The sequence below is a fragment of the Mycobacterium sp. NGS39 genome, assembly GCF_059812765.1.
In genome coordinates, this window is the sequence record NZ_JCALDH010000003.1 from 351907 (window position 1) to 378013 (window position 26107).

Genomic DNA, 26107 nt, shown 5'->3' on the forward strand with positions numbered 1-26107 from the left:
TTGAGAACTTCGGCTCAGAACTTGTAGTACGGCGCCAGCTGCTGGGCCCGGGTCATGTTTTCGGTCGGGCAGTCCACGTCAGGGTTGGAGTAGATCGGCGAGAAGAACAGCGACTGCTGGATCACTCCGTAGCTGGTCTCGAACATCACCATGCAGGAAAACCACCAGCGGTTGTTCCAGTCGGTGGGCTTCATCACCCAGAACCATGCTGCGCGATGCCCTGCGATCGTGGTCTCGACCGCATCGGAGGACAGGCTCTGTTCGTAGCTGCGCCAGACGATCGGTTCGATCGCCATCTGGTAGTTGGCGGCGTCGAAGTGACAGCGCAACCCGTCTTCCGGTTCGGGCGGCGTGAACGCCAGACCGAGCCGCTGGATCACGTCCATCGGGATGTCCTGGCACGGGTCGAACGGGCGCGGATTGTTGAAGTCGATCACCGGCGACTTGATCGTGGTGCTCGGCGTATCCAACGGCACGGCCGTGGACCGCAGCTGCACGTCCGGTGGAGAGGTCAGGCCCCCGGGGGCGGCCTGCCAAGCCACCACCACCGCCGCGACCACCGCACACATCACCGCGAACAGCCGCAGCCTGGTCGCCATCGCAGCCCCTCCGTTCGGCATCCCCGCAGGGGGAGTGTACAAGCGCGACAAGGCGGGCACGACGGTAAACGAGAACCTGTTCTAGTTGGCTACCCTGGTCGGTTGTGGCGACACTTTGGGCTGTCAGTGACCTGCACACCGGTCACGTGGGAAACAAGCCGGTCACCGAGTCGCTGTATCCGTCGTCGCCGGACGACTGGCTGATCGTCGCCGGTGACGTCGCCGAGCGCACCGACGACATCCGCTGGTCGCTGGACCTGTTGCGTCGCCGGTTCGCCAAGGTGTTCTGGGTGCCCGGCAACCACGAGCTGTGGACGACGAGCAAGGACCCGGTGCAGCTGTTCGGCCGCGCCCGCTACGACTACCTGGTCGAAATGTGCGACCAGATGGGCATCCTCACCCCCGAGCACCCGTACGCGGTGTGGACCGGCGAGGGTGGGCCCGCGACGATCGTGCCGATGTTCCTGCTCTACGACTACACGTTCCTGCCGGCCGGCGCGTCGTCGAAGGCCGAAGGTCTGGCCATCGCCCGCGAGGCCAACGTGGTGGCCACCGACGAGTTCGTGCTGTCCTCGGAGCCGTACGCCACCCGCGACGCCTGGTGCCGTGACCGGGTGGCCGTCACGCGGAAACGACTCGAGCAGCTCGACTGGATGACACCGACGGTGCTGGTGAACCATTTCCCGCTGGTGCGCGAGCCGTGCGAGGCGCTGTTCTATCCCGAGTTCTCGCTGTGGTGCGGCACCACCGCCACCGCCGACTGGCACACCCGCTACAACGCGATCTGCTCGGTCTACGGGCACCTGCACATTCCGCGGACCACGTGGTATGACGGCGTACGGTTCGAAGAGGTGTCGGTGGGCTATCCGCGAGAGTGGCGGCGCCGCAAGCCGTATCGGTGGCTGCGGCAGGTCTTGCCCGACCCGCAGTACGCGCCGGGCTACCTCAACGAGTTCGGCGGCCACTTCGTGATCACGCCGGAGATGCGCGCCAATGCGCAGCGGGTGCGCGAGCGGATCGAGGCGCGGCGCAAATGAGTCTGATCACGAGCCTTGTGCCCGAGACGGTGGCCGCAGCCGAGTTGTATTGCGACCCACCGGATCTGGCGCCGCTGGCAGACGAGGAGCCGCTGATCGCGCGGTCGGTTGCCAAGCGGCGCAACGAGTTCGTCACTGCACGCCACTGCGCCCGGGTGGCGCTGGGCAGGCTCGGCATCCCGCCCGTGCCGATCCTCAAGGGGGACAAGGGAGAACCGTGCTGGCCTGACGGCGTGGTGGGCAGCCTGACGCACTGCGAAGGTTTCCGCGGTGCGGTTGTCGGCCGGGCCACTGATGTTCGGTCGATTGGCATCGACGCCGAGCCGCACGACGTCCTTCCCGACGGCGTGCTCGACGCGGTCAGCATTCCCGCCGAGCGGCGGCAGCTGGCCACCCTCCCTCCCGGTCTGCATTGGGATCGAATCCTGTTCTGCGCCAAGGAAGCAACGTACAAAGCGTGGTTTCCGCTGACTCGCCGATGGCTGGGTTTCGAAGACGCCCACATCGTCTTCGACGTCGACGCCGACGGCGCCGGCGGCGAGTTCGTATCGCAGATCTTGATCGACCCGACGGCGTTGTCGGGGCCGCCGCTGAAAGCGTTGCGCGGTCGGTGGTCGGTGCGGCAGGGGTTGGCGCTGACGGCGATCGTGCTGTGAGTGCAGGCCTGGTCGTCGTCGACAAGCCCGCCGGTATGACCAGCCACGACGTCGTGGCCCGCTGCCGGCGGATCTTTTCCACGCGCAAGGTCGGGCACGCCGGCACGCTGGACCCGATGGCCACCGGTGTGCTGGTGGTGGGCGTGGAGCGCGCGACCAAGATTCTTGGCCTGCTGACCACCGAAACCAAGTCGTATGCCGCGACGATGCGGCTGGGGCAGACCACTACCACCGACGACGCCGACGGTGACGTGGTGGCGACGACGCCCGCCGATGCAGTGACCGACGATGCGATCCGCACCGCGGTTGCGTCGTTTCGGGGCGAAATCGAGCAGGTGCCGGCGGCGGTGAGCGCGGTCAAAGTGGGCGGCAAGCGGGCGTATCGGCTGGCTCGCGAAGGCCAGGCCGTCGAGCTGGCTGCGCGCAGGGTGCGGATCGACCGCTTCGACGTATTGCAGATTCGCCGCGCCGACGGGTTCGTGGACGTCGACGTCGCGGTGGACTGCTCGTCAGGCACATACATCCGCGCGCTGGCCCGCGATGTCGGCGCGGCGCTGGGAGTCGGCGGGCATCTGATTGCGCTGCGGCGCACCAGGGTCGGTCCCTTCAGTGTCGAGCATGCTCACACGCTCGAGGAGCTTGCGGCCCACCCGCGGCTGTCGTATTCGCTCGACGAGGCGTGCCTGCTCTGCTTCCCGCGCAGGGATCTCAGTGCCGAGGAGGCCGAATCTGCCCGGCACGGAAGGGCTTTGGCGTCGGCCGGCATCGACGGGGTCTACGCGGCAACGGCTCCTGACGGTACAGTGATCGCGCTGTTGCGTGACGAAGCCGAGCGGACGAAATCCGTGGTGGTGCTGTGGCCGGCAACGCTGTAGCGCCGAGCGTGCACCCGCTGGGGCCGCGTCAGCAGGGAACCACCCAAATCGACTCTGCGGCAGGGTGTCCCAACTCCACTGTGCGGTTACCGGGGTCGCCGTCGTGGCCGTCGTCGATCGCCACCGACAGTGTTCCGGCGAAGTCTCGTCGAGCCAGCACCGTCAGATGCGAGTCCAGCGCGATCCCGACGGAATCGAAGTAGCGCAGCATCTCGGGGTCCGCGTCGGAGATCCGGGCCACCGAGCCGTGGTCGCCGTCTGCGCATTCGGACAGCTGCCGCGCGGGCGGCGTCGGCACCCGGCCGTCGAGCGTCGGAATGGGGTCGCCGTGCGGGTCACGTTGCGGATGACCGAGTTTCGCGTCGATCCGCGACATCATCAGGTCGCTGACCGCGTGCTCGAGTACCTCGGCTTCGTCGTCGACTTCGTCCCAGCTGTAGCCGAGCACCTGCACCAGGAACGTCTCCAGCAGCCGGTGCCGCCGCACCACCGACACCGCGGCGCGCCGGCCACGCTCGGTCAGCGTCACCGCCCCGTACTTCTCGTGCTCCACCAAACCCTGGTCGGCGAGCTTGCGGATGGTCTCGGAGGCGGTACTGGCCGACACCCCGAGCCGCTCGGCGAGCATTTTGGTGCTGATCTTGTCGCCGGACCACTCCTGGACCTTCCAGATAACCCGCAGGTAGTCCTGGGCGACCGACGTCAGCCCACGGGCGTCGTCGGCAGCAGTCACGGGTGAAAGTGTAGGCACTGGCGGGCGATAGCGGGGATGTCGCGCGCGCTCGCGGGTCGGCTCTTCGCGCAAGCGCTCATCGCGCGGGTCGGCTCTTCGCGCGAGCGCTCCTCGCGCGGGTCGTAGGCTTGCCGCTGTGCAGCGCTGGCGCGGTCAGGAGGAGATCCCCACTGACTGGGGCAGATGTGTCCTGACGATCGGGGTGTTCGACGGCGTACATCGGGGCCATCAGGAACTGATTGCGACCGCGGTCAAAGAAGGACGGTCGCGAGGCGTGCCGACGGTGCTGATGACCTTCGATCCGCACCCCATGGAAGTGGTCTTCCCGGGCAGCCATCCGGCCCAGCTGACCACGCTGACCCGCCGTGCCGAGCTCGTCGAGGAACTCGGCATCGACGTGTTCCTGGTGGTGCCGTTCACCGCCGAGTTCATGAAGCTCACGCCGGAGCGCTACATCCACGAGCTGCTGGTGGAGCGGCTGCACGTGGTGGAGGTCGTGGTCGGGGAGAACTTCACGTTCGGCAAGAAGGCGGCAGGAAATGTCGAGACGCTGCGGCAGGCGGGGGAGCGGTTCGGGTTCGCGGTGCGGGCGATGTCGCTGGTCGCCGAGCACCACGACGACCAGACGGTGACGTTCTCGTCCACCTACATCCGGTCCTGCGTCGACGCCGGTGACGTCGTGGCTGCGGCCGAGGCGCTGGGCCGCCCGCATCGCGTCGAGGGCGTCGTGGTGCGTGGTGACGGCCGCGGACGGGTGCTGGGCTTCCCGACCGCGAACGTCGCGCCGCCGATGTATGCGGCGATTCCGGCGGACGGCGTGTACGCGGCATGGTTCACCGTGCTCGGGCACGGGCCCGTTGTCGGGTCGGTCGTGCCGGGCGAGCGGTATCAGGCCGCCGTGTCCGTCGGCACCAACCCGACGTTCTCCGGGCGCACCCGCACCGTCGAGGCCTACGTGCTGGACACTTCCGCCGACCTCTACGGCCAGCACGTCGCCGTCGACTTCGTCGCCCGCATCCGCGGGCAGCGCAAGTTCGCCGAGGTCGGGGAGTTGATCAGCGAGATGGAGAAGGACACCGAGCGGGCCCGCACGATTCTGTCCGCCCAGTGACGTCCTGCTAAACTCGCCGCCGACATGGCGACGTGCTGCAGTCCGCGGCGGCCTCGCCCGATTTCGAAGATCGCGGACCGACGTATGGAGTTGAATTCGTGGCGCTCACTGCCGAACAGAAGAAAGAAATCCTGAAGGAATACGGCCTGCACGAGACCGACACCGGCTCGCCGGAGGCCCAGATGGCGCTGCTGACTCGGCGGATCAACGATCTCACCGAGCACCTCAAGGTGCACAAGCACGACCACCATTCGCGGCGTGGCCTGCTGCTGCTGGTCGGCCGGCGCCGCCGGCTGGGCAAGTACCTCGCCGAGATCGACGTCGAGCGGTACCGGTCGCTGATCGACCGCCTCGGCATGCGCCGCTGACGCTGCCTGCGGTCAATCTCGGGCTGGGCGCACCGGCACGCGGTATCGACTGAACACGGGATCGGCCGTCACGATCTCGAGGTCCTCCAGCGCGGCCTGTGCGACCAGCATGCGATCGAACGGATCTTTGTGTATCGGCGGCAGTTGCGCTACTCGCAGCGCATGGCTGTGAGTCACGGCAAGGGGTACGACGCCGGACCGCCGCATCCGATCGGGCACGTAGTCGGCGGGCGGCTCGGGCAGCGGTAGTTTGCCGAGCTCGTATTTGATCGCGATTTCCCAGGAACTGGCCGACGACAGCACGAGCTCGTTGCCGAGGTCTTCAAGCAGCGCCAGCACCTGTCGGCTGATGCGGGTGGGGTCGGTTTGCAGCCACAACCACACATGGGTGTCGAGCAGCAATCTCACGCTTCGAACGTCTGCAACACGTCGTCGGGCAGAGGGGCGTCGAAGTCATCGGGGACGACGAACCTGCCGACGTCGACGCCGAATTCACGCTTCCGTCGAGCGGGACTCGGCACCAGTACCGCAACCGGCTCACCGCCGCGCACGATGGTGATTTCCTCGCCGGCTTCTACCCGCCGCAGCAGTTTCGAGAAGTGAGTCTTCGCCTCGTGGACGCCGACCTCCATAGCGCCAGGATAGACTAAGTCGTGGACTAAGTCGTCAGACGCCCCGGGCCGGACGGAGCTCGGTGCGAAATAGGGTTGCCACCAGCCCCGGTGTAAAGTAAGGCACGTTCCGAGCCATCCGGCTCGGACTCGCATGTCAGACAGTGGCCAGCCTGCATCGGGCGGTCTTCGGTAGTGGCTGTCGGGCTCCCCATACAGAGTCCGGCCGCTTCGATCGACGGCCGTAGCCGCATCAGGCCGATGCCGTTCAGGTTGCCTGCCACTGCCTTCGTGCGACGACAACCGAACGAAGGAAGGCCCCCGGACTGTCATGTCTGTAGCCGAAATCGACGAGGGCGTTTTCGAGTCAACCGCCACCATCGACAACGGGAGCTTCGGCACCCGCACCATCCGCTTTGAAACCGGCCGGCTGGCCCAGCAGGCCGCCGGCGCCGTGGTCGCCTACCTCGACGAGGAGACCATGCTGCTCTCGGCCACCACCGCGAGCAAGCAACCCAAAGAGCACTTCGACTTCTTCCCGCTCACCGTCGACGTGGAAGAGCGCATGTACGCCGCCGGCCGCATCCCGGGCTCGTTCTTCCGCCGTGAGGGTCGGCCCTCCACCGACGCGATTCTGACGTGCCGGCTCATCGACCGCCCGCTGCGCCCGTCGTTCGTCGACGGCTTGCGCAACGAGGTACAGGTGGTGGTGACCATCCTGTCGCTGGATCCCGACGATCTCTACGACGTGCTCGCCATCAACGCCGCGTCGGCTTCCACGCAGCTGGCCGGTCTGCCGTTCTCCGGCCCGGTCGGCGGCGCTCGCGTGGCGCTGATCGACGGCACCTGGGTCGCGTTCCCCACAGTCGCGCAGCTCGAGCGGGCGGTGTTCGACATGGTGGTCGCCGGCCGCGTGGTGGGTGACGACGTCGCGATCATGATGGTCGAGGCGGAAGCCACCGAGCACGTCATCGAGCTCATCGACGGCGGTGCACAGGCACCCACCGAGTCGGTGGTGGCCGAAGGCCTGGAAGCGGCCAAGCCGTTCATCAAGGCGCTGTGCGCGGCTCAGCAGGAGCTGGCCGATCGCGCCGCCAAGGAGACCGCCGAGTACCCGGTCTTCCCCGAGTACAGCGACGACGTCTACTACGCCGTGTCGTCGGTGGCCACTGACGACCTGACCCAGGCGCTGACGATCCCGGGCAAAGTCGAGCGCAATCAACGCACCGAAGAGATCCGCGCCGAGGTTCTCACCCGACTCGCCGACACCTACGAAGGCCGCGAGAAGGAAATCTCTGCGGCGTTCCGGTCGCTCACCAAAAAGCTTGTGCGCCAACGTATTCTGACTGATCACTTCCGCATCGACGGCCGCGGCATCACCGATATCCGGGCGTTGAGCGCCGAGGTGTCCGTGGTGCCCCGGGCGCACGGCAGCGCGTTGTTCGAGCGCGGTGAGACCCAGATTCTCGGCATCACCACGCTGGACATGATGAAGATGGCCCAGCAGATCGACTCGCTGGGCCCGGAAACCACCAAGCGCTACATGCACCACTACAACTTCCCGCCGTACTCCACCGGCGAGACCGGCCGCGTGGGCTCGCCGAAGCGGCGCGAGATCGGTCACGGCGCACTGGCGGAGCGGGCGCTGGTGCCGGTGCTGCCGTCGGTCGAGGAATTCCCGTATGCGATCCGGCAGGTGTCCGAGGCGCTCGGCTCCAACGGTTCCACCTCGATGGGCTCGGTGTGTGCGTCGACCTTGGCGCTGCTGAACGCGGGTGTGCCCTTGAAGGCGCCGGTGGCCGGCATCGCCATGGGTCTGGTGTCCGACGACGTCGAGCTGGACGACGGCAGCACCGAGCGGCGGTTCGTCGCGCTGACCGACATCCTGGGTGCCGAAGACGCCTTCGGCGACATGGACTTCAAGGTCGCCGGCACCAAGGACTTCGTGACCGCGCTGCAGCTCGACACCAAGCTCGACGGCATTCCGTCGAAGGTGCTCGCCAATGCGTTGGCGCAGGCCAAGGATGCGCGGCTGACCATCCTGGACGTGATGGCCGAGGCCATCGACCGGCCTGACGAGATGAGCCCGTACGCGCCGCGCGTCACCACGATCAAGGTGCCGGTGGACAAGATTGGCGAGATCATCGGGCCGAAGGGCAAGATGATCAACTCGATCACCGAGGAGACCGGCGCCCAGATCTCGATCGAGGACGACGGCACCGTGTTCGTCGGCGCCACCGACGGCCCGTCGGCGCAGGCCGCGATCGACCGGATCAACGCGATCGCCAACCCGCAGCTGCCCAAGGTGGGCGAGCGGTTCCTGGGCACGGTGGTCAAGACCACCGACTTCGGCGCGTTCGTGTCGCTGCTGCCCGGGCGCGACGGGCTGGTGCACATCTCCAAGCTCGGCAAGGGCAAGCGGATCGCGAAGGTCGAGGACGTGGTGAACGTCGGCGACAAGCTGCGGGTGGAGATCGCCGACATCGACAACCGCGGCAAGATCTCGCTGATCCTGGTTTCCGACGACGATTCAGCCGAGGCCTCGCCTGCGCCAGCGGATGCCGCGCACACCGGCCCGTAACGCCGGCGCCGACCTCCGGCGCACCACACTTCCCGGCGGTCTGCGCGTCGTCACCGAATGCCTGCCCGGCGTCCGCTCGGCGTCGGTGGGTGTCTGGGTGGGTGTCGGGTCCCGCGACGAAGGGCCCAGCGTGGCGGGGGCGGCGCATTTCCTCGAGCACTTGTTGTTCAAGGCGACGCCTACCCGCACCGCGGTGCAGATCGCGCAGGCCGTCGATGCGGTCGGCGGTGAGCTGAACGCGTTCACGGCCAAAGAGCACACCTGCTACTACGCCCACGTGCTCGACGCCGATCTCGAGTTGGCGGTCGATCTCGTCGCCGACGTGGTGCTCAACGGGATCTGCTCGCCCGACGACGTCGAACTCGAACGCGACGTCGTACTCGAAGAACTCGCGATGCGCGACGACGATCCCGAGGACGCGATCGCCGACGTGTTCCTGAGCGCACTGTTCGGGTCGCACCCGGTGGGCCGGCCCGTGATCGGCACGCATGAGTCGGTATCGGGAATGACGCGCGCACAGCTGCATTCGTTCCATGTGCGGCGCTATACGCCCGAGCGGATGGTGGTGGCGGTGGCCGGCAACGTCGAGCACGACCACGTCCTGTCGTTGGTACGCCAGTACTTCGGTGCCCGGTTGCAGCGTGGGCGCACTCCGGTACCGCCGCGCAAAGGCGCCGGGCGGGTGCCGGGGCGCCCGACTTCGAAGCTGTGTCCACGCGATGCCGATCAGACGCACATGATGCTCGGAGTGCGCTGTCCCGGGCGGCACTGGAAGCATCGCTGGGCCCTGGCGGTGCTCAATACGGCGATCGGTGGAGGGCTCAGTTCTCGGCTGTTTCAACAGATCCGTGAGGAACGCGGGCTCGCGTACAGCGTGTACTCGACGGTCGACACGTTCGCCGAGAGCGGGGCCCTGTCCGTCTACGCGGCATGCCTGCCGGACCGATTCGGTGACGTCGTCGACGTCACCATGTCGGTACTCGACGATGTCGCGCGGGACGGGATCACCGCCGAGGAATGCCGCATCGCGAAGGGCTCGCTTCGCGGCAATCTGGTTCTTGGGCTTGAGGATTCGGCGTCGCGGATGAACCGGATCGGCCGCAGTGAACTGAACTACGGCGAGCACCGCAGCATCGAGCACACGCTCGGCCAGATCGACGGCGTCACTCTCGACCAGGTGAACGCCGTGGCGCGGCGGGTGCTGGCCGGACCGTTCGGGGCCGCGGTGTTGGGGCCGTACAAATCGAAACGTCAACTGCCGCAACGGCTGCGGAAGATCTGAGAAATGGACATCGAAGGCAAGGTGGCAGTTGTCACCGGCGGGGGGTCGGGTATCGGGCGAGCGCTGGCCATCGCGCTCGCTGAGTCGGGTGCGCGTGTGGTGGTCGGTGATGTCGACGGCCGGGCGGCGCAGCGGACGGCCGAGTCGATCTCGGGGGATGCAGTGGCATGCGAGGGCGACGCCAGCGTGGAGGCTGACATCGCCGAGCTGATCGATTTGGCCACAACGGAATTCGGCGGTGTAGACATTTACGTCGCGAACGCGGGCATCGGTGGAGCGCCCGGGCTGGGCACCGGCGACGAGGACTGGGACCGGGTGCTCGACGTGAACCTGCGTGCGCATATCCGGGCAGTCAGGCAGCTGATTCCGGCCTGGGTGTCGCGCGGCTCCGGCTACTTCGTGTCGGTGGCGTCGGCCGCCGGGCTGCTGACTCAACTCGGTGCCGCCGGGTATGCGGTGTCCAAACATGCGGCGCTCGCCTTCGCGGAGTGGTTGGCGATCACCTACGGCGACGACGGCGTGGGCGTCAGCTGCGTCTGCCCGATGGGCGTGGAGACCGCGCTGCTGACCGAGCTGCGTGAATCCCCTGATAGCGATGGGAGATTGGCGGGCAGGTCGGTCACTAGTGCGGGTGAGGTGCTGACGCCGGAGATGGTGGCTAGGGCTACGTTGGATGCCGTGCGACAGAACAGGTTTCTGGTGTTGCCCCACCCGGAAGTGCTGGACATGTTCCGGATGAAGGGCTCTGACTACGAGGGGTGGATCGCCGGAATGCGCCGGTATCGCCGGAGTTTGACCGCCGATGGCTGAGCTGTCGCGGCGCGGACTGCTCCTCGGTGCGCTGCTGATAAGTGCCGCCGGGTGCAGTGTGAAGTCGACGCTGGCCGACCCGGCCGAGCCGCTGCCTGCGCTCGACGAACAGATCGCGGCTCTGGAACGTCGGCACAACGCCCGAGTGGGGCTGTTCGCGTCGGACCTCGCGTCGGGGCGCTCAGCTGAGTACCACGCCGACGACACGTTCGCGATGTGTTCGACGTTCAAGGGCTACGCCGCGGCGAGCGTACTGCAACGCTGCGACCACGGAGAACTGCATCTGAGCGACGAGGTATTCGTCGATCCGCAAGCGGTCGTGCCCAATTCGCCCGTCACCGAACCACAGGCCGGGCATGCGATGACACTCGGGCAGCTGTGTGCGGCAGCGCTGCAGCGCAGCGACAACACCGCAGGGAACCTGCTGCTGACCACAATCGGTGGGCCGGGTCAGATCACCGCGTTCGCGCGCAGCATCGGCGACGAGCAGACGCGCCTCGATCGCTGGGAGACCGAACTGAACACCGCGCTGCCGGGGGATCCGCGCGACACGTCGACCCCGCGGGCGCTGGGCAATGGCTACCGCGATCTATTGACCGGCACGGCGTTGACGGTGTCCAGTCGCCAGCAGCTCGACGATTGGATGCGGGCCAATGTGACGTCGAGTATGCGCGCGGGACTGCCGCAGGGATGGACCAGCGCCGACAAGACGGGCAGCGGCGACTACGGCAGCACCAATGACGTCGGCATCGCGTACGGGCCGGATGGACGCAAGCTGTTGCTGGCGATCATGACCCGGACGGCCGGTGACGATCCGAAGGCGGACAACGACCGGGCGCTGATCGGCGAGCTGACTTCGCTGGCCTTCTCCGCTCTCACCTGACGCCGGCTAACCTAACACGGCCGCCGGGTCGGTGAAGGGCAGGCCGAGGTCATGCGCCACCTGCTTGTTGAGCAAGGCGCCCTCGTGCGTCGAAAGTCCCTTCGCCAGTGCAGGATTCGCTCGGCATGCATCGCGCCAGCCGCAGTCCGCGAGTGTGATTACGTAGGGCATCGTGGCGTTGATGAGCGCGAATGTTGACGTGCGGGGCACAGCACCAGGCATGTTGGCGACGCAGTAGAAGACGGTGTCGTGCACGATGAAGGTCGGCTCGTCGTGGGTGGTGGGTCGGGAGTCCTCGAAGCAGCCGCCTTGGTCGATGGCGACGTCCACCAGCACCGCGCCGGATTTCATCTGCGCCACAAGGGCATTGGAGATCAGCGTGGGTGCTTTCGCGCCGGGGACGAGCACCGCACCGATCACCAGGTCAGCGCGCTTGACCGCGCCCTCCAGCTCGAGGGTTGACGAATAGCGGGTGTTGATGCGTCCGCCGAACTCCGCGTCGAGGGCGCGCAGCTTGGCGACGTCGACGTCGAAAACGGTGACGTGTGCTCCCATGCCGCAGGCGATGCGCGCGGCGTTGTAGCCGGCAGTGCCGGCGCCGATCACCACGACATCGGCGGCCCCGACGCCAGGCACGCCGCCCATGAGTACGCCGCGGCCGCCGGTCGGTTTCATCAGGTGGTATGCGCCCACCTGAGTGGCGAGTCGTCCGGCGACCTCGCTCATCGGTGCCAGCAAAGGCAACGCACCCTCGGGTGTCTGCACCGTTTCATATGCGATCGCAGTGACGCCCGAGCGCAGCAATGCTTCGGTGCACGGCTGCGACGCCGCGAGGTGCAGGTAGGTGAAGAGCGTTTGACCGCGGTGCATCAACGGGTATTCGGCTTCGATCGGCTCCTTGACCTTCAGCAGCAGAAACGCGTGTTCCCAGACGCGTTCGGGGTCGGCGATGATCTGGGCGCCCGCGGACTTGAAGTCCGTGTCGGAGATCGACGAGCCATGGCCGGCGCCCGCCTGGACGACGACGTCGTGTCCGCGGCGAGTGAGCTCGGCTACTCCAGCCGGCGTGATCCCGACCCGGTATTCGTTGTTCTTGAGTTCGGTGGGGACGCCGACGCGCATGCTGGCTCCTTGATCGGCCGGTGACCCAATTCTGAAGAACATTCGTCGGCTGCGCAATCACACCGCAGGAAATTCTGTAGAGTCGCGGTGTGGCACAAGTATCCTCGGAGATCAAGGCAGACCCCGAGGGGCGGCCGAAGAATGTTCAGCCGCAACTCGACGACGTCGACCGGCGAATTCTCGGCGTCCTGCACGACGATGCGCGCATTGCCAACAGTGCGCTGGCGGAACAGGTCGGCATCGCGCCGTCGACATGCCATGGCCGCCTGCGCCGGTTGCAGGACATCGGCGTCATCCGCGGCTTCTACACCGACGTCGATCCCGCGGCGATCGGCCGGCCGCTGCAGGCGATGATCGCCGTGAGCCTGCAGTCGAGCGCCCGCGGACGCATCCGCCACTTCATCGCCGAGATCCGCAAACTGCCGCAGGTGATCGATGTGTACTTCCTGGCCGGAGCCGACGACTTCATGCTGCACGTCGCCGCGTGCGACACCGAGGACCTGCGGGCGTTCGTCGTCGAAAACCTCAACGCAGACCCCGATGTCGCCGGCACGCAGACGTCGCTGATCTTCGAGCACCTGCGCGGCGGCGCACCCTTGTAGAGCGCGAACGTGCGTGAAAATGCCAGCTACGACGGCGTGTCGCTGTACAGACACGCTCGCTCGCGGGGCTGGGGGCTGGCAGTAGGCTGCACGGCATGCGAGTCGGAGTACTGGGCGCCAAGGGAAAGGTCGGTGCGACGATGGTCGCGGCCGTCGAGAAGGCCGACGATCTGACGCTTTCCGCGGAGGTCGACGCCGGTGATCCGCTGTCGCTGTTCGTCGACGCCGACACCGAAGTCGTCATCGACTTCACCCATCCCGATGTCGTGATGGATAACCTGAAGTTTTTGATAGACAACGGAATTCACGCAGTTGTCGGCACGACCGGATTCACCGACGAACGATTGCGGCAAGTCGAAGAATGGCTTGGAGACAAGCCTCAGACGGCGGTTCTGATTGCGCCGAACTTCGCGATCGGCGCGGTACTGTCGATGCGCTTCGCCCAAGAGGCGGCCCGGTTCTTCGAATCGGTCGAAGTCATCGAACTGCACCACCCCAACAAGGCAGACGCGCCGTCGGGCACCGCGACGCGCACCGCAAAGCTGATCGCCGAGGCGCGAAAAGACCTGCCGCCCAACCCCGATGCCACCTCGAGCGCGTTGCCAGGGGCACGGGGCGCCGACGTCGACGGCATCCCGGTGCACTCCGTGCGGCTGGCCGGGCTCGTCGCGCATCAGGAGGTGCTGTTCGGCACCGAAGGGGAGACGCTGACCATTTGTCACGACAGCATCGACCGCACCTCGTTCGTCCCCGGCGTGCTGCTCGCGGTGCGGCGCGTCAGGGAAAGGCCGGGTTTGACCGTCGGCATCGAACCGCTGCTCGACCTGTGAACGACGCACGCCGCATCCAGCTGCTGATCGGTTTCTTCTGCGTCGCGCTGATCGTCTACTTCGTCATGCTGGGCCGGATCGCCACCGCGCTCGTCGTCTCGGGCCGAGCCGCAGCGATCGGGCTCGGCCTGGCACTGATGGTTCTTCCGCTCATCGGGCTCTGGGTGATGGTCTGCACGCTGCGTGCCGGTCTTGCTCACCAGCGCCTGGCCCACCTCATCCAGGACGACGGCATGGAGCTCGACGTCAGCGCGCTTCCGCGGCTGCCGTCCGGTCGGATCCGCCGCGATGCGGCTGACGCGCTGTTCGACACTGTCCGTGAAGAGCTCGACCACGATCCCGACGACTGGCGCCGGTGGTATCGGCTGGCTCGCGCCTACGACTATGCCGGTGACCGGGCTCGGGCCCACGAGGCGATGAGCAAGGCCGTCGACATGCAAGCCCGTGAGCCCAGACGATGACCAAGACGCTGCTGGTCGTGCATCACACCCCGTCGCCGTCCACCCGCGAGCTCCTGGAAGCTGTTCTTGCCGGGGCCAACGACCCCGACATTCAAGGCGTCGACGTAGTGGTGCGGCCGGCACTCGCGGCCACCTTGCCCGACATGCTGCACGCCGACGGCTACCTGTTCGGTACGACGGCCAACTTCGGGTACATGTCCGGTGCCCTCAAGCACTTCTTCGACACCGTCTATTACCCAAGCCTCGATCACGTCGCCGGGCGGCCGTATGGGCTATGGGTGCACGGCAACAACGACACCGTCGGCGCGGCGGCGGCCGTCGAGAAGCTCGCCACCGGACTGGAACTGGCCAAGGCGGCCGGGACCCTTGAAGTCACCGGCGCAGTGACTTCGGCAATGCGCGAACAGGGCTATGAACTCGGTGGCACGCTGGCCGCACTGTTGATGGAGTGACGAGAGGACTGCCTCATGCCCGGTCTTGCCGAACTCGCAATCGGCGCCGCGCCCCTCGCCGGGGGAGCCATGCTGGGTTTGGCGGCCGGCCAGCTGAAGGGCCCTGACTTTCGAGGCACGATCAAGCAAGACATCGAGTTGTTGCAAGCCCTGCCGCCCGAGCAAACTGCTCGCCGTGCCGCGCTGCAGCGCACGATCGACCAGCGCATCGACGATCTCGTCGAGGCCAATGAACGCACTCGCCGACTCAGAGCCGCCGCTGCCGGCTACCAGGGCAACTGGCGCGACATCATCCTGTTCATCTCCGCGGTGTTGTTCACCATCATCTGGTGGACCAAGGACAAGCACGGCAACAACTGGCTGCCAATGCTCGTGGTACTGATCGCCATCTGCGTCGTTTCCGCGTTCTACGCATTCCGCGGCATGCGCCGCAGCCTGGCGGCGCTGCTGCGCCATCCGAAGCGCTAGCCCGGCAGCGCCGCCTCGAACAAGCGCTGCAACGCAAGCCAATGCCGCTCGGCGGCTCGCGGGTTGTACGGTACGTTGTCCGGCACCGCGAAACCGTGTGCGGCAGGGTAGGTCTCGATCGTGTGCGGCACCCCGGCGGCCTCGAGTGCCTTGTCCAGAATCTCCGCCTGCTCTGCTGTGAACGACCCGTCGTTCTCGGCTGCGGCCACGTACACGGTCGCGGTCATCCGATCGGCAAGCAGATGCGGACTGTCTTCGCCGTCGGTGACCAGCCCGCCGCCGTGGATCGACCCGGCCGCCGCGACCCGATCAGGCACCCGGCCCGCGACGATCACCGAGATCCGCCCGCCCATGCAATAGCCGCACACGCCGAACCGGTCCCCGCGCACCTCGGGCCGCTGCTCGAGAAAGTCGAAGAACGCGGCCGCGTCGGAGGCCATCATGTCCTGACTGATGCTGCCGATCATCCCGAACAGCCGCTTGCGCTCAGCCGCGTCGCTGAACGCGGTCTTCAGGTCGAACGGCCGCCAGCCGGGGTGGCGGTAGTAGACGTCGGGCAGCAGCACCGCGTAACCGAACCCAGCCAGCGTGTCGGCCATCTCGTGGAACGTGTCGCGCACGCCGCCGGCGTCCGGGTACATGACGACGGCCGGCCACGGACCGCTGCCGTGAGGCGTGTGCAGGGTGACGGGGCAGGAGCCATCCGGGGTGCTGACGGTGGCGGCGACGCTCGGCATGGTTCCGTTCTACCTTCCATCCCGACAAGTAAGCTGACCGACGTGCCGATCGCCACGCCCTACGAGGATCTGCTGCGCCTGGTGATGGAGCGGGGAACGCCGAAATCCGACCGCACCGGCACCGGCACGAAGAGCCTGTTCGGTCATCAGCTGCGCTACGACCTGTCCGCCGGATTCCCGCTGATCACCACCAAGAAGGTCCACGTCAAGTCGGTCATCTACGAGCTGCTGTGGTTTCTGCGCGGCGACTCCAACGTCGGCTGGCTGCGCGAGCACGGCGTCACGATCTGGGACGAATGGGCTTCGGAGACAGGGGATTTAGGGCCGGTCTACGGCGTGCAGTGGCGGTCCTGGCCGACGCCGAGCGGTGAGCACATCGACCAGATCAGCGCGGCGCTGGAGTTGCTGCGCACCGACCCGAACTCCCGGCGGATCATCGTTTCCGCGTGGAACGTGGCCGACATCCCGAAGATGGCGCTGGCGCCGTGCCATGCGCTGTTCCAGTTCTACGTCGCCGACGGCCGGCTCAGTTGTCAGCTGTACCAGCGCAGTGCCGATCTGTTCCTCGGCGTGCCGTTCAACATCGCCAGCTATGCGCTGCTCACCCACATGATGGCCGCGCAGGCCGGGCTGGAGGTGGGCGAGTTCGTCTGGACCGGCGGCGACTGCCACATCTACGACAACCACGTCGAGCAAGTCACCGAGCAGCTGAGCCGCGAACCTCGCCCGTACCCGGAACTCGTTCTCGCGCCGCGGGATTCGCTGTTCGACTACACCTACGACGACGTCGCGATACTCAACTACAACCCGCATCCGGCGATCAAGGCGCCCGTGGCGGTATGACGCACGTTGGGCTGATCTGGGCCCAAACGAATACGGGTGTGATCGGCCGGGCGGGCGGCATCCCGTGGCGCCTGCCTGAAGACATGGCCCGCTTCAAGGATCTCACCATGGGCCACACCGTCGTGATGGGCCGGCGCACCTGGGAGTCGTTGCCGCCCAAGGTTCGTCCGCTGCCGGGGCGCCGGAACGTCGTCGTCACCCGACAACCCGACTACGTCGCCGACGGAGCCGACGTCGTCACATCACTGGACGATGCGCTCACTGTCGGCGAGCAGGTGTGGGTGATCGGCGGCGGGGAGATCTATCCGCTGGCGCTGCCCCACGCGTCGGTGTGCGAGGTCACGGAGATCGACCTCGACATCCCGCGGCAGGACGACGACGCGGTGGCTCCGGTGCTCGACGAGAGCTGGGTTGCCGAGGACTCGCAGTGGCAGTCGAGCCGCAGTGGCCTGCGCTACCGGTTCAGCACCTACCGTCGGCGATGACGGTCCTCACCCGCGATCACGCGCGTCGGATCGCGGTCGCCGCGCAAGGATTCGCCGAGCCCGTACCCGCACGCGTCACCCGTGCGCATCTGCGTCGCTTGATAGCGAGAATCCAAGTGCTGCAGCTTGATTCGGTGTCGGTAGCGGTCCGAGCTCATTACGCGCCGGTGTTCAGCCGGCTGGGACCCTATGATCGCGAGCTGCTGGACCGGGCGGCGTGGAGTCACAGTGCTCGCTCGCCGCGGTTGCTCGTGGAGTACTGGGCGCACGAGGCCGCGTTGATGGCGGTCGACGACTGGCCGCTGATGCGCTGGCGGATGCGCCAGTACCGGTACGGCCGCTGGGGCAAGCACATCGTCAAGGCCAATCCACAGCTCGCCGAGGACATCATCGCCGCGGTCGCCGAACTCGGCCCGGCCACCGCTGGGCAGATCGAGGAGCATCTCGAATCCGAGCCGCGGCGCGCCAAAGGAGCGTGGTGGAACCGCAGCGACACCAAATGGGTGGCTGAGGCCTTGTTCGCGTCGGGAGTACTGACGACGGCGAGGCGCGTGGGTTTTGCACGTCACTACGACCTGACCGAGCGGGTGCTGCCGCCGGAGGTGTTGGCGCGCCGTGTCGACGACGAGGAGGCTATCCGGCAGCTGACGCTGCGGGCGGCGACCGCACTGGGTGTAGGTACTGAGGCTGACATCCGCGACTACTTCCGGCTGTCAGCCCGCCAGGTCAAGCCTGCGATCGCCGCGCTGGTGGCAGCGGGTGAGCTGCAACGCGTCGACGTCGAGGATTGGGCGGCGCCTGCGTATCTGCGTACCGGGCAGACCGTGCCCCGTCGCGACCGCGGCACGGCGCTGCTGTGCCCGTTCGACCCACTGATCTTCTTCCGGCCCCGTGTTGAGCGGGTGTTCGGTTTCCATTACCGCATCGAGATCTACACGCCCGCGGCCCAGCGTCGATACGGCTATTACGTATGGCCGTTCTTGCTCGACGGCCGGCTGGTCGGCCGCGTCGACCTCAAGCGCGCCGACGACAAACTGCACGTCGTCGGCGCTTTCGTCGAGCCAGGGGAGTCGCCGTCGGGAGTCGCCACCGCGTTGGCCGAGCAATTGCAGAAGATGGCGATGTGGCTCGGGCTGAGCGAAGTGACCGTCGGCGAGCGGGGCAACTTGGTCGGCGAGCTGCGATTTCGGTGCGCAAAACGGCGCTGAGCGCCTGTTTGCGCACCGAAATCGCCGGTTAGGCTTGCGCACCGTGGCCCAGACCGCGCCGCTGAAGGTGCAGCTGATCGCGAAGACCGAGTTCGTCGCGCCGCCCGACGTCCCGTGGAGCACTGACGCGGACGGCGGGCCGGCGCTGCTCGAATTCGCCGGCCGCGCCTGCTACCAGAGCTGGTCGAAGCCGAACCCGCGTACGGCGACCAACGCCGCATACCTGCGGCACATCATCGACGTGGGGCACTTCTCGGTGCTCGAGCATGCGTCGGTGTCGTTCTACATCACCGGGATCTCGCGCTCTTGCACCCACGAGCTGATCCGCCACCGGCACTTCTCCTACTCGCAGCTGTCGCAGCGCTTCGTCCACGAGCGCGAATCACAGGTGGTGCTGCCGCCGGGCATCGAAGACGATCCGGAGTTACAGCAGCTGTTCCTCGACGCGGCCGACGCCAGCCGGCACGCGTACACCACGCTGCTGGACAGGCTCGAAGCCAAGTTCGCCGACCAGCCGAACGCCGTACTGCGACGCAAGCAGGCCCGCCAGGCCGCGCGGGCGGTGCTGCCCAACGCCACCGAGACCCGCATCGTGGTCACGGGCAACTATCGGGCGTGGCGGCACTTCATCGCGACGCGGGCGAGTGAGCACGCCGACGTGGAGATCCGCCGGCTGGCAATCGCCTGCCTGCGCCAGCTCGCCGACGTCGCGCCCGCGGTGTTCGCCGACTTCGCGATCACCACGCTTGCCGACGGGACGGAGGTCGCGACGTCTCCTCTGGCAACCGAGGCTTGACGGGTAGCCTAAGTGCCTGTGAGCACCAGCGGAATGGACGTCGGCGCGCGACTTGGCACCGTGCTGACCGCGATGGTGACGCCTTTTACGCCAGACGGCTCGCTGGACCTGCCCGCCGCTGCGCGGCTGGCCACCCACCTCGTCGACTCGGGTTGCGACGGGCTCGTGGTTTCGGGCACCACCGGCGAGGCGCCCACGACCTCCGATGAGGAGAAGATCGCGCTGCTGCGCGCGGTTCTGGAAGCCGTCGGCGACCGCGCCAAGGTGACCGCCGGCGCCGGCACCTACGACACCGCGCACAGCATCAAGCTGGCCAAGGCATGCGAAGCCGAAGGGGCGCACGGCCTCCTCGTCGTCACCCCCTACTACTCGAGGCCGCCGCAGTCCGGACTGGTCGCTCACTTCACCGCCGTTGCCGACGCGGTGAATGTGCCGGTGGTGCTCTACGACATCCCGCCGCGGTCGGTGATTCCCATCGAATTCGACACCATCCGCACACTGGCCGACCATCCCAACATCGTCGCCGTCAAGGACGCCAAAGGCGATCTGCACGGGGCCGCCGAGATCATCGCGTCGACCAAGCTGGCGTACTACTCCGGTGACGACCCGCTGAACCTGCCGTGGCTGGCCATGGGCGCCATCGGCTTCATCAGCGTGATCTCCCACCTGGCCGCCGGCCAGCTGCGAGAGTTGTTGTCCGCGTTCGAATCCGGAGACGTCGCGACAGCCCGCAAGATCAACCTGTCGCTGAGCCCGCTGTGCGACGCGATGAAGCGGCTCGGCGGTGTCACCATGGTCAAGACCGGCCTGCGCCTGCAGGGCATCGACGTCGGCGATCCGCGGTTGCCCCAAGTCGTCGCCAGCCCAGCAGAAGTCGAGGCGCTGGCCGCCGACATGCGCGCCGCTGCGGTCCTGCGCTGATGGCCGAGCTCACGCCGCCGGGGCCGTTGGCGCCCGGCGCGCTTCGCGTGACGGCACTGGGCGGGATCGGCGAAATCGGCCGCAACATGACCGTTTTCGAGCACCTCGGCCGGCTGTTGATCGTGGACTGCGGGGTGCTGTTTCCCGGTCACGACGAACCTGCGGTCGACTTGATCCTGCCCGACCTGCGCCACATCGAAGACCGGCTCGACGACGTGGATGCGCTGCTGCTCACCCACGCGCACGAAGACCACATCGGCGCCATCCCGTACCTGTTGAAACTGCGCGGCGACATCCCCGTCGTCGGTTCGAAGTTCACTCTGGCGCTGGTCGCCGAAAAGTGCCGGGAACACCGCCTCAAGCCCACGTTGATCGAGGTCTCCGAAGGGCAGAAGCAGCGCTACGGCGTGTTCGAGTGCCGCTTTTTCGCGGTCAACCATTCGATCCCTGACGCGTTGGCCATTGCGATCGACACCGGCGCCGGCACCGTTCTGCATACCGGCGACATCAAGTTCGACCAGTTGCCGCTGGACGGTCGCCCGACCGACCTGCCCGGCATGTCGCGCCTCGGCGACAGCGGCGTGGATCTGTTGCTCGTCGACTCCACCAACGCCGAAATGCCGGGTGTCGGCCCCTCGGAAAGCGAGATCGGGCCCGCACTGCACCGGCTGATCCGCTCGGCCGACGGTCGCGTGATCGTCGCATGCTTCGCATCCAATGTGGCCCGGGTGCAACAGATCATCGACGCGTCGGTGTCGTTGGGCCGCAAGGTGTCATTCGTCGGCCGGTCGATGGTGCGCAACATGGGCATCGCACGCGAGCTGGGGTTCCTGCAGGTCGCCGACGACGACGTTGTGGACATCGGCGCCGCCGAGGAGATGCCGCCCGAGCGGGTGGTGCTGATCACCACCGGCACACAGGGCGAGCCGATGTCGGCGCTGTCGCGGATGAGCCGTGGCGAGCACCGCAGCATCACGCTGACCGCAGGCGATCTCATCGTGCTGTCGTCGTCGCTGATTCCCGGCAACGAAGAGGCGGTGTACGGCGTCATCGACGCATTGTCGAAGATCGGCGCTCGCGTGGTCACCAATAATCAAGTGCGAGTGCATGTTTCGGGTCACGCTCACGCGGGGGAGTTGCTGTTCCTGTACAACGGGGTCCGGCCGCGCAACGTGATGCCCGTGCACGGCACCTGGCGGCATCTGCGGGCCAACGCCGCGCTGGCTGCCAAGACCGGTGTGCCCGACGAGTCGATTCTCTTGGCGGAGAACGGTGTCAGCGTCGACTTGGTCGCAGGCAGGGCGCGCATCTCCGGAGCGGTGCACGTCGGCAAGATGTTCGTCGACGGGCTGGTGTTGGGCGACGTCGGGGACGCGACGCTCGGCGAGCGGTTGATCCTGTCGTCTGGCTTCGTGGCGGTGACGGTGGTGGTGCGTCGGGGGACTGGTCGGCCGGCCGCGCCCGTGCATCTGATGTCGCGCGGTTTTTCGGAAGACCCCAAGGCGCTGGAGCCGGCCATGCGCAAAGTCGAAGCCGAGCTGGAACTGCTTGCGCAGGAACGGATCACCGAGCCCACGCGGATCGCCCAGGCGGTGCGGCGCACCGTCGGCAAATGGGTGGGCGAGACATACCGTCGTCAGCCGATGATCGTGCCGACGGTCATCGAGGTCTGAGCCACCACGCCAGATGCCGAAACGGTGTTCCACGTAGCGTGTTCTCGTACTTCGACGCGGTGGCTACCGTCTGGGCGACGCGATTCGACGGCGTCAGCGCTTGTTGACGTATCCGGCGTCGACGGGCAGTGTCACGCCGGTGATGTAGCGGGCAGCGTCGGACACCAGAAACGCCACCGCGTTGGCGATGTCCTCTGGCTGCAGCACGTCGACGGGCAACGCATTGCCCATGTCGACGTCGGCCGTGCCGGCCACCTCCTCGAGCCATCCGCGGATGAACTCGTTGTTGATCATCGGGGTGTCGACGCCGGCCGGGTGTATGGAATTCACCCGGATGCGGTGCGGCGCAAGGTGATTCGCGTACACCCGCATCAGCCCGACCATCCCGTGCTTGGCGGCTGCGTAGCCGATGGACCCGGGATCCTCGCTGCCACCGCCGACCAGTCCCATCACCGAGCTGATCAGCACGATCGACCCGCCGCGGCCCTGCTCTACCATGACGGGCTTCGCGGCCTCCACGGTATGGAACACGCCGGTGAGGTTGACGTCGATCACGTCGCGCCAGCCGTCTTCACCGGCTTGCATCGGGGCGATTCCGGCATTGGCAACGACGATGTCCAGCCCGCCGAGTTCGTCGACCCCTGCCCGCAACGCGGTGGTCAACCCGGCCGCGTCACGCACGTCGGCCTCTCTGGCGACAACGCGTGCCCCGGTCTCCTCCACCAGCTTCACCGTCGCAGCCAGGTCGTCGGTAGTGGCCAAAGGGTAAGGGACCGAGGCGATCTGGTCGCACAGGTCGACGGCGATGACGTCGGCGCCTTCGGAGGCCAACTTCACCGCGTGGGCGCGGCCCTGCCCGCGGGCCGCGCCGGTGACAAACGCGACCTTTCCGTCCAGCGAACCCATTCGCTAGCCCCGCAGCGTGCCCTTGGCCGGATCGCCCGCAGGCACCGGTTGCAGCATCTTGATGTCGGGCGCGCCGTCCAGGTGCTCGCCGACCTCACCGAACAACGTCGCGATCGCGGGTGCGGTGCTGTGCGTCTTGAGCGCCTCCTCGTCGGACCACTGCTCGACGAACACGAACGTGCCATTGCCCTCGTGCAGCGCGTACAGCTCACAGCCGGGCTCCTGGTGCACCGCTTCGATCGCCCGCTTACACGCGTCGCGCACGGTGTCGACGGACTCGGGCTTGGCGGTCATGGTGGCGACGACGACAACGGCCATGTGACTCCTTGGTTCAATGCGGATGAGGTCCGCTTCACCGTAACCGGGAGCACTTCGTAGCGACCGTGCCACTCCGCCACAACGATTGCGCAACGCCGGTGCCCTTCGCTGGTCGGCATGTCCACCATCTACACGCAAGTCGGCGGAGCAAAGGCCCTGGTCGTGACCGCCAAGTGGGCGTAACGAGACACTCTTGTAACCAGTGTGGCTAATGGTGCGATTGAGGCCCATGCGACTAGGCTTGCCGACATGCCAAGCAAGACCGCAGCCCGCTCGGGAAGCCGAACGACCAGGTCAAAGGCCAGTTCGCGAAGCGGCTCGCGGCCGGCACCGCGCAGGAAACCGGTCAATCGGCGCAAGCCGGCCGGCCGCGGATCCGTCGCCGCCGGAGCGTTTGCGGTGGGGCGCGGCGCGCGGGCGACGTGGCTGCTCGTCGCCCGGGCTACCGGCACAGCTGCACGGTCGGTGGGCCGGGCCCACGACATCGAGCCGGGTCATCGCCGCGACGGCATTGCGCTGGCACTGATCGGCGTTGCGGTGCTGATCGCCGCCAGTAGCTGGTTCGACGCCGCCCGACCTGTCGGCCTGTGGGTGGATACGGCGCTGCGCACGCTGATCGGCTCGGCCGTGGTGCTGCTGCCGATCGTCGCGCTTGCCGTCGCGGTGACGTTGACCCGCACCGAACCCGACCCGCAGGCGCGGCCCCGGCTGGTTCTGGGCTCGACCATGATCGCGCTGCCCGCTCTCGGGCTCTGGCACTTGTGGTCCGGTTCGCCGTCGACACCTGCCGGTCGCCAGCACGCCGCCGGCTTCGTCGGGTTCGCGATCGGCGGGCCGCTGGAGGACGGTGTGACCGCGTGGATCGCCGCGCCGCTGCTGTTCATCGGGGTGCTGTTCGGCGTGCTGCTGCTCTCGGGCACCACCGTCCGTGAGGTGCCGGCGACGATGCGCGCGATGTTCGCCGTTCGAGGTCTGCCGGCCCGGCACTACGACGACCACGACGACGACGACCACGACGACTACGACGACGACTCCTCCGAATACGACGACTACGACGAGGCGCAGGCGTCGAAACCGGCTTACGGCGGATACCCGAACGCCGACGCCTACCCGCTCGACGAGGACACGCCGACCATCCCCGAGCCTCCCGTCGCGGCGGAGCAGCCCGTCGAGACCAAACCGCGCCGCCGCGCGAAGAAGCCCGCCGCCGCGGATCTCGCCGCGCTCGACCGGGTGGTCGAAGGCCCTTACGTCTTGCCGTCGCTGGATCTGCTGATCCCCGGCGATCCGCCGAAGCGGCGCAGCGCAAGCAACGACCACATGGTCGAGGCGATTACGTCGGTGCTGCAGCAGTTCAAGGTCGACGCCGCCGTCACCGGATGCACCCGTGGCCCGACCGTCACCCGCTACGAGGTGGAGCTCGGGCCCGGCGTGAAGGTCGAGAAGATCACGCAGCTGCAGAAGAACATCGCCTACGCGGTGGCCACCGAGAGCGTCCGGATGCTCGCGCCGATCCCCGGCAAATCCGCCGTCGGCATCGAGGTGCCCAACGTCGACCGCGAGATGGTGCGGCTGGCCGACGTGCTCACCGACCCGTCCACCCGTCGCGACCACCATCCGCTGGTGATCGGACTCGGGAAAGACATTGAGGGCGAATACGTTTCGTGGAACCTTGCCAAGATGCCCCATCTGCTGGTGGCCGGTTCCACCGGTTCGGGCAAGTCCAGCTTCATCAACTCGATGCTGGTGTCGCTGCTGGCCCGCGCCACCCCGGAGGAGGTCAGGATGATCCTGATCGACCCCAAGATGGTGGAACTGACGCCGTACGAAGGCATTCCGCACCTGATCACCCCGATCGTCACGCAGCCGAAGAAGGCGGCGGCCGCGCTGGCATGGCTGGTCGAGGAGATGGAGCAGCGCTACCAGGACATGCAAGCGTCGCGGGTGCGCCACATCGACGACTTCAACGCCAAGCTCAAGGCCGGCCAGATCACCACGCCGCTGGGCAGCAAGCGTGAGTACCAGCCATACCCCTATGTGGTGGCAATCGTCGACGAGCTCGCCGACCTGATGATGACCGCGCCGCGCGACGTCGAAGACGCAGTGGTGCGGATCACGCAGAAGGCCCGCGCCGCAGGCATCCATCTGGTGCTGGCCACGCAGCGCCCGTCCGTCGACGTCGTGACCGGGCTGATCAAGACCAACGTGCCGTCCCGGTTGGCGTTCGCGACGTCGTCGCTGACCGACAGCCGGGTGATCCTCGACCAGCAGGGCGCCGAAAAGCTGATCGGCATGGGCGACGGGCTGTTTCTGCCGATGGGCGCCAACAAGCCGATCCGGCTGCAGGGCGCCTACATCACCGACGAAGAGATCCACGCTGTGGTCGCCGCCTGCAAAGCCCAGGCCGAGCCGCAGTTCACCGAGGGCGTGACCGATGCCAAACCGGCCTCGCAACGCACCGACGTCGACCCCGACATCGGTGACGACATGGACGTGTTCCTGCAGGCGGTCGAGCTGGTGGTGTCGTCGCAGTTCGGGTCGACGTCGATGCTGCAGCGCAAGCTGCGGGTCGGGTTCGCCAAGGCTGGACGGCTGATGGACCTGATGGAGACCCGCGGCATCGTCGGCCCCAGTGAGGGGTCCAAGGCCCGCGAAGTGCTGGTCAAACCCGACGAACTCGCCGCGACGCTGGCGTCGATCCGCGGCGTCGACGCCGCCGAGTAGCGATTTCGGTGCGTT

General features: G+C 67.1%; 29 protein-coding genes. 21 read left to right on the top strand and 8 right to left on the bottom strand.

Features of this window, described 5'->3' with window-relative positions:
- Window positions 1–14 precede the first annotated feature (14 nt).
- Window positions 15–599, bottom strand: a complete 585-nt coding sequence (locus tag AC5Y39_RS06385; RefSeq protein WP_499910343.1) for a DUF3558 domain-containing protein — start codon at window positions 597–599, stop codon at window positions 15–17.
- 104 nt (window positions 600–703) lie between these two features.
- Here AC5Y39_RS06385 and pptH point away from each other — a divergent pair, with 104 nt between their 5' ends.
- Genes pptH through truB form a run of 3 tightly spaced genes read left to right on the top strand, consistent with a single transcriptional unit; the run spans window position 704 to window position 3167 of the window.
- Window positions 704–1636 (top strand): ACP phosphodiesterase PptH, encoded by a 933-nt coding sequence (pptH, locus tag AC5Y39_RS06390; RefSeq protein WP_500016406.1) that lies wholly within the window; start codon window positions 704–706, stop codon window positions 1634–1636.
- Window positions 1633–2292, top strand: coding sequence for a 4'-phosphopantetheinyl transferase PptT (gene pptT, locus AC5Y39_RS06395; RefSeq protein WP_500016407.1), 660 nt, complete (start codon window positions 1633–1635; stop codon window positions 2290–2292). The genes pptH and pptT overlap by 4 nt, the downstream gene beginning before the upstream one ends.
- Window positions 2289–3167 carry a tRNA pseudouridine(55) synthase TruB gene (gene truB / locus AC5Y39_RS06400; protein ID WP_500016408.1) on the top strand — a complete coding sequence of 293 codons (879 nt, stop codon included), beginning with the start codon at window positions 2289–2291 and terminating at the stop codon, window positions 3165–3167. Before pptT ends, truB begins: the two co-directional genes overlap by 4 nt.
- A 28-nt stretch (window positions 3168–3195) precedes the next feature.
- On the opposite strand, the gene AC5Y39_RS06405 is transcribed toward truB, so the two are convergent.
- The gene (locus AC5Y39_RS06405) at window positions 3196–3900 is read right to left on the bottom strand and encodes a metal-dependent transcriptional regulator (protein ID WP_499910353.1); all 705 of its coding nucleotides are present in this window, start codon (window positions 3898–3900) and stop codon (window positions 3196–3198) included.
- Between the two features lie 136 nt (window positions 3901–4036).
- On the opposite strand from AC5Y39_RS06405, the gene AC5Y39_RS06410 reads away from it, so the two are divergent.
- Both AC5Y39_RS06410 and rpsO read left to right on the top strand, forming a co-directional pair.
- Window positions 4037–5011: a bifunctional riboflavin kinase/FAD synthetase gene (locus AC5Y39_RS06410; protein ID WP_499910355.1), complete on the top strand. Its 975-nt coding sequence runs from the start codon at window positions 4037–4039 to the stop codon at window positions 5009–5011.
- Between the two features lie 98 nt (window positions 5012–5109).
- Window positions 5110–5379: a 30S ribosomal protein S15 gene (rpsO, locus tag AC5Y39_RS06415; RefSeq protein WP_500016409.1), complete on the top strand. Its 270-nt coding sequence runs from the start codon at window positions 5110–5112 to the stop codon at window positions 5377–5379.
- Window positions 5380–5391: 12 nt separating this feature from the next.
- Here the strand turns inward: rpsO and AC5Y39_RS06420 are convergent, their stop codons facing one another.
- On the bottom strand, window positions 5392–5787 hold the full coding sequence (locus tag AC5Y39_RS06420; RefSeq protein ID WP_500016410.1) for a type II toxin-antitoxin system VapC family toxin: 396 nt from the start codon (window positions 5785–5787) through the stop codon (window positions 5392–5394).
- The gene (locus tag AC5Y39_RS06425) at window positions 5784–6011 is read right to left on the bottom strand and encodes a type II toxin-antitoxin system Phd/YefM family antitoxin (protein WP_500016411.1); all 228 of its coding nucleotides are present in this window, start codon (window positions 6009–6011) and stop codon (window positions 5784–5786) included. Before AC5Y39_RS06425 ends, AC5Y39_RS06420 begins: the two co-directional genes overlap by 4 nt.
- A 310-nt stretch (window positions 6012–6321) precedes the next feature.
- On the opposite strand from AC5Y39_RS06425, the gene AC5Y39_RS06430 reads away from it, so the two are divergent.
- From AC5Y39_RS06430 to bla, 4 genes are read left to right on the top strand one after another with little or no spacing between them, the layout of a single operon-like run.
- Window positions 6322–8571 carry a polyribonucleotide nucleotidyltransferase gene (locus tag AC5Y39_RS06430; protein WP_500016412.1) on the top strand — a complete coding sequence of 750 codons (2250 nt, stop codon included), beginning with the start codon at window positions 6322–6324 and terminating at the stop codon, window positions 8569–8571.
- A complete protein-coding gene (locus AC5Y39_RS06435) occupies window positions 8549–9853 on the top strand; it encodes a M16 family metallopeptidase (protein WP_500016413.1) in 1305 nt (434 codons plus the stop codon). Before AC5Y39_RS06430 ends, AC5Y39_RS06435 begins: the two co-directional genes overlap by 23 nt.
- Window positions 9854–9856: 3 nt before the next feature.
- On the top strand, window positions 9857–10663 hold the full coding sequence (locus AC5Y39_RS06440; RefSeq protein ID WP_500016414.1) for an SDR family oxidoreductase: 807 nt from the start codon (window positions 9857–9859) through the stop codon (window positions 10661–10663).
- Window positions 10656–11546 (top strand): class A beta-lactamase, encoded by an 891-nt coding sequence (gene bla / locus AC5Y39_RS06445; RefSeq protein ID WP_500016415.1) that lies wholly within the window; start codon window positions 10656–10658, stop codon window positions 11544–11546. Before AC5Y39_RS06440 ends, bla begins: the two co-directional genes overlap by 8 nt.
- Window positions 11547–11552: 6 nt before the next feature.
- Here bla and ald read toward each other — a convergent pair whose 3' ends face one another.
- Window positions 11553–12668 (bottom strand): alanine dehydrogenase, encoded by a 1116-nt coding sequence (gene ald / locus AC5Y39_RS06450; protein WP_500016416.1) that lies wholly within the window; start codon window positions 12666–12668, stop codon window positions 11553–11555.
- An 89-nt stretch (window positions 12669–12757) separates the two neighbouring features.
- Between ald and aldR the strand changes: the two genes are divergently transcribed.
- From aldR to AC5Y39_RS06475, 5 genes are all read left to right on the top strand, one after another.
- Window positions 12758–13270, top strand: coding sequence for an HTH-type transcriptional regulator AldR (aldR, locus tag AC5Y39_RS06455; protein ID WP_500016417.1), 513 nt, complete (start codon window positions 12758–12760; stop codon window positions 13268–13270).
- A 95-nt stretch (window positions 13271–13365) separates the two neighbouring features.
- Window positions 13366–14100, top strand: coding sequence for a 4-hydroxy-tetrahydrodipicolinate reductase (gene dapB / locus AC5Y39_RS06460; protein WP_500016418.1), 735 nt, complete (start codon window positions 13366–13368; stop codon window positions 14098–14100).
- A complete protein-coding gene (locus tag AC5Y39_RS06465; protein ID WP_500016419.1) occupies window positions 14097–14561 on the top strand; it encodes a hypothetical protein in 465 nt (154 codons plus the stop codon). The genes dapB and AC5Y39_RS06465 overlap by 4 nt, the downstream gene beginning before the upstream one ends.
- A complete protein-coding gene (locus AC5Y39_RS06470) occupies window positions 14558–15013 on the top strand; it encodes a flavodoxin family protein (protein ID WP_500016420.1) in 456 nt (151 codons plus the stop codon). Before AC5Y39_RS06465 ends, AC5Y39_RS06470 begins: the two co-directional genes overlap by 4 nt.
- A gap of 15 nt (window positions 15014–15028) precedes the next feature.
- Window positions 15029–15481: a hypothetical protein gene (locus AC5Y39_RS06475; RefSeq protein ID WP_500016421.1), complete on the top strand. Its 453-nt coding sequence runs from the start codon at window positions 15029–15031 to the stop codon at window positions 15479–15481.
- On the opposite strand, the gene AC5Y39_RS06480 is transcribed toward AC5Y39_RS06475, so the two are convergent.
- Entirely contained in the window at window positions 15478–16218 is a 741-nt protein-coding gene (locus AC5Y39_RS06480) for a dienelactone hydrolase family protein (protein ID WP_500016422.1), read from the bottom strand. The two genes, AC5Y39_RS06475 and AC5Y39_RS06480, sit on opposite strands and share 4 nt — an antisense overlap.
- 42 nt (window positions 16219–16260) lie before the next feature.
- Here AC5Y39_RS06480 and AC5Y39_RS06485 point away from each other — a divergent pair, with 42 nt between their 5' ends.
- From AC5Y39_RS06485 to AC5Y39_RS06510, 6 genes are read left to right on the top strand one after another with little or no spacing between them, the layout of a single operon-like run.
- Window positions 16261–17061, top strand: a complete 801-nt coding sequence (locus AC5Y39_RS06485) for a thymidylate synthase (protein WP_500016423.1) — start codon at window positions 16261–16263, stop codon at window positions 17059–17061.
- The gene (locus tag AC5Y39_RS06490) at window positions 17058–17546 is read left to right on the top strand and encodes a dihydrofolate reductase (RefSeq protein WP_500016424.1); all 489 of its coding nucleotides are present in this window, start codon (window positions 17058–17060) and stop codon (window positions 17544–17546) included. Before AC5Y39_RS06485 ends, AC5Y39_RS06490 begins: the two co-directional genes overlap by 4 nt.
- Entirely contained in the window at window positions 17543–18754 is a 1212-nt protein-coding gene (locus AC5Y39_RS06495) for a winged helix-turn-helix domain-containing protein (RefSeq protein WP_500016487.1), read from the top strand. The genes AC5Y39_RS06490 and AC5Y39_RS06495 overlap by 4 nt, the downstream gene beginning before the upstream one ends.
- A 43-nt stretch (window positions 18755–18797) precedes the next feature.
- Window positions 18798–19550, top strand: a complete 753-nt coding sequence (gene thyX / locus AC5Y39_RS06500; protein WP_500016425.1) for an FAD-dependent thymidylate synthase — start codon at window positions 18798–18800, stop codon at window positions 19548–19550.
- Between the two features lie 18 nt (window positions 19551–19568).
- Complete coding sequence (dapA, locus tag AC5Y39_RS06505; RefSeq protein WP_500016426.1) at window positions 19569–20471, top strand: 4-hydroxy-tetrahydrodipicolinate synthase; 903 nt, start codon at window positions 19569–19571, stop codon at window positions 20469–20471.
- Complete coding sequence (locus tag AC5Y39_RS06510) at window positions 20471–22144, top strand: ribonuclease J (RefSeq protein WP_500016427.1); 1674 nt, start codon at window positions 20471–20473, stop codon at window positions 22142–22144. Before dapA ends, AC5Y39_RS06510 begins: the two co-directional genes overlap by 1 nt.
- Before the next feature lie 93 nt (window positions 22145–22237).
- Here AC5Y39_RS06510 and AC5Y39_RS06515 read toward each other — a convergent pair whose 3' ends face one another.
- Both AC5Y39_RS06515 and AC5Y39_RS06520 read right to left on the bottom strand, forming a co-directional pair.
- Window positions 22238–23050: a mycofactocin-coupled SDR family oxidoreductase gene (locus AC5Y39_RS06515; RefSeq protein ID WP_500016428.1), complete on the bottom strand. Its 813-nt coding sequence runs from the start codon at window positions 23048–23050 to the stop codon at window positions 22238–22240.
- A gap of 3 nt (window positions 23051–23053) precedes the next feature.
- On the bottom strand, window positions 23054–23368 hold the full coding sequence (locus AC5Y39_RS06520; RefSeq protein ID WP_500016429.1) for a putative quinol monooxygenase: 315 nt from the start codon (window positions 23366–23368) through the stop codon (window positions 23054–23056).
- Between the two features lie 249 nt (window positions 23369–23617).
- Here AC5Y39_RS06520 and AC5Y39_RS06525 point away from each other — a divergent pair, with 249 nt between their 5' ends.
- Window positions 23618–26092, top strand: coding sequence for an FtsK/SpoIIIE family DNA translocase (locus AC5Y39_RS06525; protein WP_500016430.1), 2475 nt, complete (start codon window positions 23618–23620; stop codon window positions 26090–26092).
- Window positions 26093–26107 lie beyond the last annotated feature (15 nt).

What these genes read in the sequence shown, in the direction of transcription:
- AC5Y39_RS06385 (WP_499910343.1), bottom strand. Translation starts at nt 599, where the DNA reads ATGGCGACCAGGCTGCGGCTGTTCGCGGTGATGTGTGCGGTGGTCGCG.
- pptT (WP_500016407.1), top strand. Translation starts at nt 1,633, where the DNA reads ATGAGTCTGATCACGAGCCTTGTGCCCGAGACGGTGGCCGCAGCCGAG.
- AC5Y39_RS06425 (WP_500016411.1), bottom strand. Translation starts at nt 6,011, where the DNA reads ATGGAGGTCGGCGTCCACGAGGCGAAGACTCACTTCTCGAAACTGCTG.
- AC5Y39_RS06430 (WP_500016412.1), top strand. Translation starts at nt 6,322, where the DNA reads ATGTCTGTAGCCGAAATCGACGAGGGCGTTTTCGAGTCAACCGCCACC.
- AC5Y39_RS06435 (WP_500016413.1), top strand. Translation starts at nt 8,549, where the DNA reads ATGCCGCGCACACCGGCCCGTAACGCCGGCGCCGACCTCCGGCGCACC.
- AC5Y39_RS06440 (WP_500016414.1), top strand. Translation starts at nt 9,857, where the DNA reads ATGGACATCGAAGGCAAGGTGGCAGTTGTCACCGGCGGGGGGTCGGGT.
- bla (WP_500016415.1), top strand. Translation starts at nt 10,656, where the DNA reads ATGGCTGAGCTGTCGCGGCGCGGACTGCTCCTCGGTGCGCTGCTGATA.
- ald (WP_500016416.1), bottom strand. Translation starts at nt 12,668, where the DNA reads ATGCGCGTCGGCGTCCCCACCGAACTCAAGAACAACGAATACCGGGTC.
- dapB (WP_500016418.1), top strand. Translation starts at nt 13,366, where the DNA reads ATGCGAGTCGGAGTACTGGGCGCCAAGGGAAAGGTCGGTGCGACGATG.
- AC5Y39_RS06470 (WP_500016420.1), top strand. Translation starts at nt 14,558, where the DNA reads ATGACCAAGACGCTGCTGGTCGTGCATCACACCCCGTCGCCGTCCACC.
- AC5Y39_RS06475 (WP_500016421.1), top strand. Translation starts at nt 15,029, where the DNA reads ATGCCCGGTCTTGCCGAACTCGCAATCGGCGCCGCGCCCCTCGCCGGG.
- AC5Y39_RS06480 (WP_500016422.1), bottom strand. Translation starts at nt 16,218, where the DNA reads ATGCCGAGCGTCGCCGCCACCGTCAGCACCCCGGATGGCTCCTGCCCC.
- AC5Y39_RS06490 (WP_500016424.1), top strand. Translation starts at nt 17,058, where the DNA reads ATGACGCACGTTGGGCTGATCTGGGCCCAAACGAATACGGGTGTGATC.
- AC5Y39_RS06495 (WP_500016487.1), top strand. Translation starts at nt 17,543, where the DNA reads ATGACGGTCCTCACCCGCGATCACGCGCGTCGGATCGCGGTCGCCGCG.
- AC5Y39_RS06510 (WP_500016427.1), top strand. Translation starts at nt 20,471, where the DNA reads ATGGCCGAGCTCACGCCGCCGGGGCCGTTGGCGCCCGGCGCGCTTCGC.
- AC5Y39_RS06515 (WP_500016428.1), bottom strand. Translation starts at nt 23,050, where the DNA reads ATGGGTTCGCTGGACGGAAAGGTCGCGTTTGTCACCGGCGCGGCCCGC.
- AC5Y39_RS06520 (WP_500016429.1), bottom strand. Translation starts at nt 23,368, where the DNA reads ATGGCCGTTGTCGTCGTCGCCACCATGACCGCCAAGCCCGAGTCCGTC.
- AC5Y39_RS06525 (WP_500016430.1), top strand. Translation starts at nt 23,618, where the DNA reads ATGCCAAGCAAGACCGCAGCCCGCTCGGGAAGCCGAACGACCAGGTCA.